The organism is Croceitalea sp. P059, assembly GCF_031846365.1.
Classification (GTDB): Bacteria; Bacteroidota; Bacteroidia; order Flavobacteriales; family Flavobacteriaceae; genus Croceitalea; species Croceitalea vernalis.
This window is the reverse complement of the sequence record NZ_JAVRHW010000003.1, coordinates 92,186-103,569: the sequence shown is the minus strand read 5'-3', so window position 1 is coordinate 103,569 and position 11,384 is coordinate 92,186. Positions and strand designations below refer to the sequence as shown.

Sequence of the window (11,384 nt, the reverse complement as noted above, 5' to 3'; positions counted from 1 at the left end):
TTTTATGGGTATTTTTCATTTTACCGAACTTCAAAAAAACTATAACTACTAGAGGTCAGCAATAATATGTTGTAAAACCCCCTTAGAATGTTGGTAACGCAAGGAATTGTGTAAATTGGCAGTAAGATTTAATTTTACTTTGTAAGTACTTGAAGTTAAATATGTAAGCTTTTGTAAGAAAAAACGGAAAAAACGTTTAAAGGGTGCTAAACCGTTTTCAAGGCTAAATGTGACTAACTAAATACCAGGAAAATGTCGGACGAAAAGTTAATGTCGAAAAAAAAACCAGCTTTTTCTGTAAGCAAAAAGTTAGATGAATATTTAAGCTATTATAGTCGAAAAATTGAAATCCCAATTTTTTATGAAGACTTGCTAAGGTTTTCTGGTTCAGTAACCGTATATGATTCCAATGATCAAGATACACTTTGGATAAGAGTTTATTATTCCGAGTTTGAACGCAAAGAAATTGATGATAGTTTGAAAAAGGTATATTCTATTCTTCATTCAGATGGTAGTAATAATATACATCAATATCTAAATGTTGATGCTGTTGATTTTTGCACTTTCGGAAATTCAAAACCATTCCGAATTAAAATCAGAAATATTCTAAATGATAATTTCACTTATTTCTACGTGAAGAAAACTGATGCTTCTCGTATTTATGGTTTAGAATTAGAGCACATGTTGTCACCTTATAACTTGAATTTTTTGGTTTATAAGGATACCCTCATAGAAGAACATATTGCTGGTATTCCTGGTGATGAGTTCATTAAAAATATGTTGCCAAAATGCTCCGAACCCGAAAAGGCACAATTAGCTAAAGAATTTGTAAAGTTCAATGAACGCTGTATGATTCGTTTATTGGGTGACATGCGTTCGTATAATTATGTTATTGTGCCTGTACATGATTTTGATCATGTGGTTTATCGCATTAGAGCAATAGATTTTGACCAACAGTGTTTTGAAGGAAAATTAAAAGTGTATCGCCCTCAATTTTTCAAAGAGAATTATCAAATGGTTGAATTGGTCAGAGGTAAATTGTTGCGAGATTCAGTAGATCAATATAAATTAGAAGAACGTTCAATTGTAGCCAAAAGAATATTGAGCTCTGGGGTTCGGATAAAAAAATTGAGGAGAATATGTAAAACTGACATCATTTCTAATAAAGAGAACATTAAGATGCTTGCAGAGCAAATTTATGAGTTGACGTTAGATGTAAATTTTAAGCAATGTAAAACTATGGGTGACGTACTTGACCTTGCCTTAAATTTTGTAAAGCGAAATTATGAAGATGTTAGTATGAAACAGATTATTGAGCAAAACATTAAGATTTCTTAATATTTCAGAATTATATTTAACTCTTCTGCTCCTTATTAAAATATACTAGGTAGTAATACATTTGACGTTCTTCATCCCATCCCTTTTCTACAAACTTTTCAGCTGATTCTGGATTTATAAAATCCATTTTAATTTGAACGTTAGTATCTAAATTAATGACGTTTTTTATTTTTTTACGAGCATCCGAAACTGCCTTATTAGCAATGTCAAAATTTGAAACATCTTCAATACTAAATTTAGGCCCCTTTTCAACTTTATAATGTTTGAATTCTGGTATTAGTTCTGGATTTTCAATTACCTCATTTAAAAAGTTAGACTCTTCAAAAGCATCATTTTTCGCAAAATGATTTACTGCACGATTCATAAATAATACTTCTTGTTGTTTATCTTCAGCAGGAAGTACCACATCTTTTGCGAAGTTTTGGCAAAATTTTAAATAGTTTTTTGTTTTGAAATTGTCGTCGGAAAGTGGTTCAAGACCTAAAAAGTTCTCTAGCCAATATTTTGCGTCATAGCGATTGCTATCAACCGATAAAACTTTATAGCCTTCTTCTTTAGCTTCATTAAAAATTAGGCAACCTTTATCAAGTTTATTAATATTAATACCTTGTCTAATTATAATTTCTAGGTTTTCACTTTTTTCTTCAAATTGCAAAAAATCGTGTTTTAATTCGCTTTTGAATATTCCGACCCCGTCAACTTTTTGGTTGTCTAAAACCAAGTCAGAAAAGTGAACTACATATACCTCACCACTTTTTATATGCGGATGATTAGATTGTTCAAATAAATGAGTTGTAATGTTTTTAGAAATTAAATGCGCCTTAGAGGGCTCAGTGAATATTTCAGAAACAGCTTTATATATTTCATTAAATTCAACATCTACTTCGTTAGAAAATTTAAAATAATTCTCTTCTTTTTCACGAAAGGGTTTAAAGAAGTATTCTTTTAAAAGCCCAGACATTTCATCGTTTAAACTGTAAGGTTCGTTGGATAAAAAGACACCTTCATTTTTATTTTTATTTCCTACTCTGTGCAATGAAACACTTTCAATTTGTGCGTTATAGAAGTTGAGCATGTGTGCTTTTAAAAATTATTTATTAAAAAGATTAGCTTTTTTTAAAATATGAATTAGTTCCAATTTTCATCAAAATCAAGATCACCGTAATTGTCTAAATTATCATCAAAATCGATTGATGGTTTAGATTCGAAATTCTTTTCAGGTGGTGAGTCTGGTAATTCACCAAAACTAAATAGAATATTTGGGTAAGCACGCCCGTCTTCTTTTTCAACAATATCGGCCAATTCTACAAAGAAAGTCCACATATTGAAAAAGTCATATACGTAAATTAATTTTGGAGATTTTTCATTTAAAATAGCATCCAGATTGGTTTCATTCATGAGCATCACTTCAGAACCGTTCTCGCTCATATCAAAGAGGGCAATTTCCTCATCTTGATTCCATTCTTCATCACAAGTATAAAATGAAGCCATTTCGTTACCCATAAAACCAAACGCTTGGGTGATGGCATTATGAAGCTGTTCCATATTTTGTTCAGCTTCGATTTCAAGGTCTCGAAAAATGTCTTCTTGAGTATCAAGAATAATTCTGATTTTATAAATCATCCTTTAAAAAATTGGGTGGGGGTAAAGTTACAAAGATTTGTCACTTTTGTTCCATAAAGATGCTTCTAAAACAAGATAAAACTGAATTCCGAAAAGTAAGCTTGCCAAAACTAAGTGCAAAGGTTGACTTGCAAAAGGAAAATCAAAATAATACATCAGTATACCTGTTCCTATTTCAAGAAAGAGTATGGTAATTACCCAATTTATTTTTTTAAAAGGCAATTTAGATTTTCTAATCTTCCAAAATAAATAGAAATTTAAAAATAAAACGACAATGGATAAGGAACGATGAATATAAAACTTAATAGTAGGGTTTTCTAACCATAAATTTTTAGCAGTTTCACCTACTGTATCTATTTGTTCATCAACAAATTGCCTCACTTGTGTACCTAAAATAATCTGAACTAATGTTAAAACAAGGGCGCTTGTAAATAAGAGTTTAATTTGATTTCTAGCTTTTACATTCAATGATCTTTTACTTGCCGTAAAAATTAAAAATAAAAGAAGCGCTACAATAACCAGCGCCATAAACATGTGCAACGTAATTTTAACCGGTTCCAATACAGAGTAAACAACAGTTGCGCCAAGCCATGCTTGAAAGCCCATACCGAAAACCACTAGCCAAGAAATTAGTGTTATTTTTTTATCGCATGACCAATATTTTAGTGATAAGAGTGCTAAAAAAAGTGTGGCTAAACCAGCTAAAGCTCCAAGTAATCGATTTATATATTCAATCCATGTATGCCAAACATTAAATACAGCATAATCATGTTTGGTGTACATTTCCCAGTTTATAAGGTCTATTTTATCGGTTGAGGTAAAGTTGTTTTTTGCAACTTGAAGTTCTTCATTATAGATTATTACTTGCCCTTTTTCAAATTCATGATTAGGACTCCAAAGTAATGTTTCGACATCAGTTGGTGGAACATAATACCCGAAGCATTTAGGCCAATCTGGACAGCCCATACCACTGCCCGTCATACGAACCACAGCTCCTGCTATAATGACTAGATACACTAGTACTAAAGATATTTTTGCAAGTTTTAAAAAGTTTGTGCTCATAGACTTACTGGTTTTAGGCCAATTTTTTCTCCTTCAACCAACATATATTCGAATGCTTCGTCGTGCTCGTTAGCAATTTCCCCTGTCAAAATAGCCTCTTTAATGGCCTCTTTAATTATTCCGATTTCTTTTGAAGGTTTTAAATCAAAAGTTTTCATAATCTCTTCACCTGAAACCGGCGGTTGAAAATTTCGAATTCGATCTCGCTCTTCAACTTCAATTATTTTTTTTCGAACTATTTGAAAATTTTTGAGATACCGTTTTTGTTTTTTTGGATTTTTAGTGGTGATATCCGCTTCACAAAGGGTCATTAAATTGTCAACATAATCACCAGCATCAAAAACCAAGCGTCTAACAGCTGCATCGGTAACATGATCTTCAGAAAGTATGACGGGTCTAGAACTCATTAGTACCATTTTTTGAACAAACTTCATTTTATCATTCAATGGCATTCGAAGTCTTTTAAATAATTTAAAAACCATTTTCGAACCTACAAATTCATGTGCATGGAAAGTCCATCCAATTTTTTTATCAAAACGTTTAGTGGGTGCTTTTCCAATATCATGTAATAGTGCAGCCCAGCGTAACCATAAGTTATCTGTGGTTTTTGAAATATTGTCTACCACTTCTAGTGTATGCCAAAAGTTATCTTTATGTTTTTGGCCTTCAATTTCATCAATGCCTTGAAGAGCTGTTAATTCAGGCAGAATGATTTGCAAAAGACCAGTTAGGTGTAAAAGTGAAAAGCCAATTGACGGTTTATCGGATTGAATTATTTTATGGAGTTCATCAACAATACGTTCTTTTGAAATAATATTAATTCGTTCTTTATTCTCAGTAATTGCTTTTAAAGACTGCTCTTCAATTTTGAAATTGAGTTGTGTTGCAAAACGAATAGCCCTCATCATGCGTAAAGGGTCATCTGAATATGTAAGCGATGGTTCTAAAGGTGTACGTAATATTTTTTTGTCTAAATCACTTAGTCCATTAAACGGATCAAGTAGTAAACCATAGTTTGTGCTGCTCAACGAAATTGCCAATGCGTTAATGGTAAAATCTCTTCGGTTTTGATCATCTTCTAAAGTGCCATCTTCAACTATCGGGTTTCTGCTGTTTCTTTGATAACTCTCTTTTCTCGCACCTACAAATTCTAGTTCTAGGCCTTCATACTTAATCATTGCAGTACCAAAGTTTTTAAAAACTGATACTTCGGTATTTCCTCTGAGTTTTTTAGAGATAGCTTTCGCTAGCTCAATGCCACTGCCTACGGCAACAATATCAATATCTTTTGCAATACCTCTTTTTAAAAGAAAGTCCCGTACAAATCCGCCTATAACATAGCAGTCTAACCCTTGTTCATCGGCAGTTGTGCCAATGGTTTTAAAAACAGGATTTGTTATGGCTTCTTTGAGGTTCATTATAATTTGTTAGAGCTTAGGTACATTATTATTTTCTGATGATGCGTACCATATTATCGTTACCTATTTTAATTATGGAAGAAAGTTTTTGGGACATTTCCGTCTGCAAATTTACGACATAGTCAACGCCTTTTAAAATTTTGGAATCTATCTCCTGAAAAGATTTTGGATATGACTGGTTTTCTAAATTTGCAATGGTCGCTATTATCGGTTTTCGAAACTTTCCGATCGCATACTGACAAAATTTATCTGATGTTACACGTATAGCAGCGGAACCATCTCTATTTCTTACATTTTTCGCAATGGTTTTTGGATTATCCAAGACTACGGTTGTAGGTTTTTCTGCGATATCAATTATGTCATAGACCACTGCAGGGATGAAATCAATTTGTTGCTCAAGCATAAATTGGTTGGCGATTAAACTTACTAACCCTTCTGGGCTTGTTAGTTCTTTTAACTTCAAAATTTTATCAACCGCATTAGGGTTGGTTGCATCACAGCCAATTGCCCAGACTGTCTCTGTAGGATAAAGGATAAGTCCACCATTTTCAATAACTCCAACACAATTTATTAAATTTTCTTTAAAGGAATTCAATAGCTCTAATGAGATTATTCTAATCATTAAAAAAAATGACCTTCTATTTTTCTTCAGTTAACTTTAAACTTCAGTGATATATTTTTGACCTTTTGGAATTTTAGGCAATTTAAGATGTTCTCCAATAATTTTATTATACTCGTTTGGTTTGAATTCTTGTCTACCATCCCCAGGGTAAAAAGTCATTTCACCAAAATATATTTTATTATTCACATAATAGAAATCAACTCTTACAAAAGGAAAGTCTGATGCCAAGATTCTGGCCAACTCAATCATCTTTTTAAATGCCTTGGGTTTACCCAAATTGTTTTCAAATAATGGAATGTTCCCTTTTCTAATAGGTAATTTTTGCCATTCTAAATCCATGAAGACCCTTTTATGTTCTGTGCCACGACCTATGTCAACTTGCACCATATTTGGAGTTCCGTTAAAGCAATAAAACTTAAAATCATCCAGAACACTTTTTCCAGGTTCATCCATAAATTCTTCAACTAAAAGTCGGGGCGGTACATTTTTATATGCCCATTCTAAACCACCTCGATAATATTGATTACGTGATAACCATTTTTTAAACAGCAAACGGCTTTTTACTTTATTGATTTTTTCTTTATTGGTAATAATTAAATTGAAATTGCAACCGTGAGTAGCTTTTACCACAAATTTCGAAGGAAGTTCTTCAAATTTGATACCATCAGCTTTTGTGGTAATCGCTAAGACCCGATTAAGATATTCTTTTCCAATTTTTCTTTCAACATATTCACGAACAGCAAATTTATCAACTAATTTAGTGAGTATTTCAGGTTGATAATAGACTTTCAACCACTGAATCTTTTCATTAAACTCAATGGGATTTTCAAGATTTAATTTTTTTCCGGTGTAATATTCGTAGTAAATTTTGACATAGAGATCAGGGGATAAAAACTTCATTTTTTTTAAGATTCCTAAACCAAGTTTTTTAAGCATTTTACCTTTATTTTTAAAAGTCTTGCAAAGATAAACTAATCAACTTTCCTATTTTTGCCAGAATGGATACACCTAGAATATCGATAATCATAAGTACTTATAATGCGGAGGAATGGCTTGAAAAAGTACTTTGGGGTTTCAATTGCCAGACTTTTAAGAATTTTGAAGTTGTAATTGCTGATGACGGTTCAGGCCCCAAAACCAAAGCACTCCTTGAAGACTTGGGTGAAAAAGTATCTTATGAAATTGTTCATGTTTGGCAAGAAGATGATGGTTTTCAAAAGTCAAGAATTCTCAACAAGGCGGTCAAGGCCTGCAGTGCTGATTATATAATTATGACTGATGGTGATTGTATACCGAGAGAAGATTTTGTTCATGTGCATCACATTAACAAGCAAAAAGGATACTTTATTTCGGGTGGTTACTATATGCTTCCGATGAATATTTCCAAGCTAATAACCCTCGATGATATTCAAGAGCAGAGATGTTTTCAAATAGATTGGTTGAAAGAAAAAGGAATTCCAAAAACATTCAAAAATAATAAGCTAACTGCCAGTGGTATTATTTCTAAGTTCTTGAATACCATAACGCCAACAAATGCAAGTTGGAATGGCCACAACTCGTCAGGTTGGAAGAAAGATATTCTTAATGTGAATGGTTTTGATGAGCGTATGCAATATGGAGGACAAGACCGGGAATTGGGCGAGCGACTTTTTAATTTTGGACTAAAATCGAAGCAATTGAGGTACAGTGCAGTATGCGTCCATTTAGATCACAAAAGAGGGTATAAAACGCCGGAATCAATAGCAAAAAACAGAAAAATTAGAAAAGAGACCAAAACCCAAAAACATGTTTGGTCGCATTATGGCATAACCAAGTAGTACGCCAATTGATTTTTCTTCTCCAATCTTTTAAGTTCTCTATAGCGTTCAAAAACACTCAAGGAATTAAGATAACAGATGATAATACCTTTTTTTCCATCTAAGAAACCTAGCCTGATGATATACTGATGTATAAATTTCCAAATGGGTTTAACAAAATATAAGAGATAGTTAAAGTTTTTTTCTTTGTAGAAAGCTTCCTTGGCCTTTAATCTTCCATAATGAAGCATTTTTGCCTTATAATCTTCATAGTCTTTGTAGCAGTAATGTGTTAGCTTCTCTTTTAAAATACAGGACGTACCATCAACATCTAAGGTTTCGTGAACTAATTTGGTGTCTGTGTATTTTACCTTACTTTTTCTAAATAAACGATGGTTTTTATCAGTTTGCCAGCCACTAAACTTTAACCTTTCGTTTTGAAACATAAAAGTACGATAGAACCAATAAGCCTCGCAAGCATCAGGTGTATTGATTGTTTCTGTTATTTCTTCTTCTAATTTTTTGGTAACTACTTCATCGGCGTCAACAAATAAAACCCATTCATTAGAAGCTTGTTCTAGAGCAAAGGATTTTTGCGTTGTAAAATTAGTGAATGGGTGCTGAATTACCTTTACATTAGGAAGGTTTTCTAAGTATTCATATGTACCATCTGTGCTATATGAATCAACCACGATAATCTCATCAGCAAATAAAATGGAATCTATACACTTTTCAATGTAGCCGATTTCATTATAAGTAATTACTAATGCAGATAAATTTTGCTTTGGGGTATGCATTTAAATCTAATTTGGTATTCATACGGCCTAGTTCTGCAATTTATAACTAAAAAAAAACAAAAAAATTATAAAATCGCTATAATTTTCTTACAATTTTAAACGGCAACGTCGTATTCTCTCAGAGCATTGTTTAATGATGTTTTTTTGTTGGTGCTCTTTTTTCTTTTTCCAATGATAAGCGCACAAGGAACTTGGTATTCACCAGCATTAAATTTTTTGGTATAGCTGCCAGGTATTACAACAGCGCCAGCTGGGACTATTCCTTTTCTTTCAATCGGTTGGTCGCCAGTAACGTCGATTATTTTAGTAGATGCGGTTAGCACCACATTGGCACCTAAAACAGCTTCTTTTTCTACGCGAACACCCTCAACAACGATACAGCGAGAACCAATAAAAACATTATCCTCTATAATTACAGGTGCTGCTTGTAAAGGTTCTAAAACGCCTCCAATACCAACACCACCGCTTAAATGAACGTTTTTTCCAATTTGGGCACAACTACCAACGGTAGCCCAAGTGTCAACCATAGTTCCTTCATCAACGTAAGCGCCAATATTTACATAGCTAGGCATCAAAATGGTTCCTTTTGAAATGTAGGCTCCATGACGGGCAACTGCATGCGGCACTACCCGAATTCCTTTTTCCTGATACCCTCGTTTTAATGGGATTTTATCATGATATTCAAAAATGCCTACTTCTAAAGTTTCCATTTTTTGAATTGGAAAGTAAAGAACCACACCTTTTTTAACCCATTCATTTATTTGCCAACCTTCTGATGTTGGTTCAGCACAACGTAGTTTTCCGTTATCAAGTAATGCGATTACTTCTAGAATAGCGTCTTGGGTTTCAATTTCTTTTAAAAGCTCTCGGTTATCCCAAGCCTTTTCAATGAGGTCTCGCAATTTATTCATGGTGTAAATTTTTTGGCAAATATAATTCTACTACTGCAATAATTCCTTCAATTTTAAAAGCATAACAATTTTAGGTTTATTTTTGCCAAAATTTCAAGATTGGCACGAATACTTGCTCTGGATTATGGAACAATAAGAACAGGAATAGCTATTACTGACGAAATGCAGTTAATAGCTTCTGGTTTGACCACAGTCCTTACAAAAGATCTTTTACCATTTTTGAAAACGTATTTTACTGAGGAGAAAGTCGAAACAGTTGTCTTAGGAGAGCCTAAACAAATGAGCGGAATTCCTTCAGAATCTGAAAATCAGATACTAAAATTTTTAGATAAATTCCAAAAACAGTTTCCTAATATCAATGTTGAAAGGCAGGACGAACGTTTCACTTCAAAATTAGCAGTCCAAAGCATGATTACTTCTGGCGTAAAGAAAAAACAACGACAGAACAAAGCTCTTGTAGATGAAATAAGCGCCACCATAATTCTTCAATCATTTTTAGAAAAAAACAATTAGGATGATTCGAAGATTAGAAGTTTTTATAAATAGAAAAATTAGAGTCAATTTCAAGAATTATTACCAAAGGCAAGATTTTCAAAAACTTGAAAACAAAAACTTTGTACTGATAAGCCGCAATTGTTGGGGTGGTCAAGTATATCAATGGTTAAATCTACCCTATAATACACCTTTTGTTGGGCTCTTTTTGTTTGGACCATGCTATATGAAATTACTTAGTAATTTTGATGAGTATATGAATATGAATCTTCAATTTCGTGAGGTTTCAAAATACCCCGATGCCTATAACAATCACCCAATTGGCCTTTTAGGTGATATTGAGATACACTTTCAACATTATAAAACTAAACAAGAGGCTAAATCTAAGTGGAATAGACGTAAAGCAAGAATGTTGAAATATGACAAGAGTAATTACTTTTTTAGTATTTGTGATAGACGTGGAGTAACAAATTCAGATATTGAAGAATTCCATAAACTGAAATATAAGAATAAGATTTCTTTTTCTTTTAACAAGATTCCAAGCCTTACAAATTTGCAGCACATTAAATTCATTCAAGATTTAAGCAAGAAAAAAGGTGCTCCACCTAATGGGAGGAAAAGATTTAAATTGACATTTTTGTATTTTGATTTAGTACACTATTTAAACACAGGCAACGTTTTGCGAACAAGATTTAAACAGTAAATAGATGATTTTACCCATTGTGGCTTACGGAGATGCCGTATTGCGAAAAAAAGCGATTGAAATTGATAAAGACCATCCAAAATTAAAAGACTTGGTTGAGAATATGTGGGAAACTATGTATAAAGCCAGTGGAGTTGGATTGGCAGCCCCACAAGTAGGACTTTCTTTACGATTATTTGTTATTGATGCTACTCCTTTTTCGGATGATGAAGATTTGAGTAAAGAAGAACAGGAAATTTTAAAAGGATTTAAAAAGGTTTTTATCAATGCTAAGATTGAAGAGGAGACTGGTGCAGATTGGGCTTTTAATGAAGGCTGTCTTAGTATTCCTGACATTCGGGAAGATGTTAGTAGAAAGGATACAATAACTATAACTTATCAAGATGAAGCTTTTAAAACCCATACAGAGACTTATAATGGTTTAGTGGCTAGAGTTATTCAGCATGAGTATGATCATATTGAAGGAATTTTATTTACTGACAAGCTTTCTTCTCTTAAGAAAAGACTTTTGAAGAGTAGACTTGAAAAAATTTCGAAGGGAAAAATTAATATAGACTATAAAATGCGCTTTCCTAGTCTTAAAAAAGGACGTTAAGTAGGTTAAAGTGTATTGAAAAGTATA

The 11,384-nt window shown here is 32.8% G+C and carries 13 protein-coding genes; 5 read left to right on the top strand and 8 right to left on the bottom strand.

Annotated elements, in window-relative coordinates:
* Positions 1-252: 252 nt before the first annotated feature.
* Positions 253-1,338: a hypothetical protein gene (locus tag RM542_RS10670; protein ID WP_311385736.1), complete on the top strand. Its 1,086-nt coding sequence runs from the start codon at positions 253-255 to the stop codon at positions 1,336-1,338.
* A 16-nt stretch (positions 1,339-1,354) separates the two neighbouring features.
* Here RM542_RS10670 and RM542_RS10665 read toward each other — a convergent pair whose 3' ends face one another.
* From RM542_RS10665 to RM542_RS10640, 6 genes are read right to left on the bottom strand one after another with little or no spacing between them, the layout of a single operon-like run.
* Entirely contained in the window at positions 1,355-2,413 is a 1,059-nt protein-coding gene (locus tag RM542_RS10665) for a nucleoid-associated protein (protein WP_311385735.1), read from the bottom strand.
* 53 nt (positions 2,414-2,466) lie between these two features.
* Complete coding sequence (locus RM542_RS10660) at positions 2,467-2,961, bottom strand: IS1096 element passenger TnpR family protein (protein ID WP_311385734.1); 495 nt, start codon at positions 2,959-2,961, stop codon at positions 2,467-2,469.
* Between the two features lie 27 nt (positions 2,962-2,988).
* Entirely contained in the window at positions 2,989-4,023 is a 1,035-nt protein-coding gene (locus tag RM542_RS10655) for a COX15/CtaA family protein (protein WP_311385733.1), read from the bottom strand.
* The gene (locus RM542_RS10650; RefSeq protein WP_311385732.1) at positions 4,020-5,441 is read right to left on the bottom strand and encodes an HD domain-containing protein; all 1,422 of its coding nucleotides are present in this window, start codon (positions 5,439-5,441) and stop codon (positions 4,020-4,022) included. The genes RM542_RS10655 and RM542_RS10650 overlap by 4 nt, the downstream gene beginning before the upstream one ends.
* A 28-nt stretch (positions 5,442-5,469) precedes the next feature.
* Positions 5,470-6,063, bottom strand: a complete 594-nt coding sequence (locus tag RM542_RS10645; RefSeq protein WP_311385731.1) for a Sua5/YciO/YrdC/YwlC family protein — start codon at positions 6,061-6,063, stop codon at positions 5,470-5,472.
* A gap of 36 nt (positions 6,064-6,099) precedes the next feature.
* Complete coding sequence (locus RM542_RS10640; RefSeq protein ID WP_311385730.1) at positions 6,100-6,999, bottom strand: ATP-grasp fold amidoligase family protein; 900 nt, start codon at positions 6,997-6,999, stop codon at positions 6,100-6,102.
* A 62-nt stretch (positions 7,000-7,061) separates the two neighbouring features.
* On the opposite strand from RM542_RS10640, the gene RM542_RS10635 reads away from it, so the two are divergent.
* A complete protein-coding gene (locus tag RM542_RS10635) occupies positions 7,062-7,880 on the top strand; it encodes a glycosyltransferase family 2 protein (protein ID WP_311385729.1) in 819 nt (272 codons plus the stop codon).
* On the opposite strand, the gene RM542_RS10630 is transcribed toward RM542_RS10635, so the two are convergent.
* Entirely contained in the window at positions 7,862-8,656 is a 795-nt protein-coding gene (locus RM542_RS10630) for a glycosyltransferase family 2 protein (protein ID WP_311385728.1), read from the bottom strand. The two genes, RM542_RS10635 and RM542_RS10630, sit on opposite strands and share 19 nt — an antisense overlap.
* A gap of 95 nt (positions 8,657-8,751) precedes the next feature.
* Positions 8,752-9,567, bottom strand: coding sequence for a 2,3,4,5-tetrahydropyridine-2,6-dicarboxylate N-succinyltransferase (locus RM542_RS10625; protein WP_311385727.1), 816 nt, complete (start codon positions 9,565-9,567; stop codon positions 8,752-8,754).
* A gap of 99 nt (positions 9,568-9,666) precedes the next feature.
* Here RM542_RS10625 and ruvX point away from each other — a divergent pair, with 99 nt between their 5' ends.
* Genes ruvX through def form a run of 3 tightly spaced genes read left to right on the top strand, consistent with a single transcriptional unit; the run spans position 9,667 to position 11,357 of the window.
* The gene (ruvX, locus tag RM542_RS10620) at positions 9,667-10,080 is read left to right on the top strand and encodes a Holliday junction resolvase RuvX (RefSeq protein WP_311385726.1); all 414 of its coding nucleotides are present in this window, start codon (positions 9,667-9,669) and stop codon (positions 10,078-10,080) included.
* A 1-nt stretch (position 10,081) separates the two neighbouring features.
* Positions 10,082-10,762, top strand: coding sequence for a DUF1919 domain-containing protein (locus RM542_RS10615; RefSeq protein ID WP_311385725.1), 681 nt, complete (start codon positions 10,082-10,084; stop codon positions 10,760-10,762).
* Positions 10,763-10,766: 4 nt separating this feature from the next.
* Positions 10,767-11,357, top strand: coding sequence for a peptide deformylase (def, locus tag RM542_RS10610; protein WP_311385724.1), 591 nt, complete (start codon positions 10,767-10,769; stop codon positions 11,355-11,357).
* The last annotated feature ends 27 nt before the right edge of the window (positions 11,358-11,384 follow it).

Coding starts and splice junctions, on each gene's coding strand:
- RM542_RS10625 (WP_311385727.1), bottom strand. CDS start 9,567: ATGAATAAATTGCGAGACCTCATTGAAAAGGCTTGGGATAACCGAGAG.
- RM542_RS10640 (WP_311385730.1), bottom strand. CDS start 6,999: ATGCTTAAAAAACTTGGTTTAGGAATCTTAAAAAAAATGAAGTTTTTA.
- RM542_RS10655 (WP_311385733.1), bottom strand. CDS start 4,023: ATGAGCACAAACTTTTTAAAACTTGCAAAAATATCTTTAGTACTAGTG.
- RM542_RS10615 (WP_311385725.1), top strand. CDS start 10,082: ATGATTCGAAGATTAGAAGTTTTTATAAATAGAAAAATTAGAGTCAAT.
- RM542_RS10645 (WP_311385731.1), bottom strand. CDS start 6,063: ATGATTAGAATAATCTCATTAGAGCTATTGAATTCCTTTAAAGAAAAT.
- RM542_RS10670 (WP_311385736.1), top strand. CDS start 253: ATGTCGGACGAAAAGTTAATGTCGAAAAAAAAACCAGCTTTTTCTGTA.
- RM542_RS10635 (WP_311385729.1), top strand. CDS start 7,062: ATGGATACACCTAGAATATCGATAATCATAAGTACTTATAATGCGGAG.
- RM542_RS10630 (WP_311385728.1), bottom strand. CDS start 8,656: ATGCATACCCCAAAGCAAAATTTATCTGCATTAGTAATTACTTATAAT.
- def (WP_311385724.1), top strand. CDS start 10,767: ATGATTTTACCCATTGTGGCTTACGGAGATGCCGTATTGCGAAAAAAA.
- RM542_RS10660 (WP_311385734.1), bottom strand. CDS start 2,961: ATGATTTATAAAATCAGAATTATTCTTGATACTCAAGAAGACATTTTT.
- RM542_RS10665 (WP_311385735.1), bottom strand. CDS start 2,413: ATGCTCAACTTCTATAACGCACAAATTGAAAGTGTTTCATTGCACAGA.
- RM542_RS10650 (WP_311385732.1), bottom strand. CDS start 5,441: ATGAACCTCAAAGAAGCCATAACAAATCCTGTTTTTAAAACCATTGGC.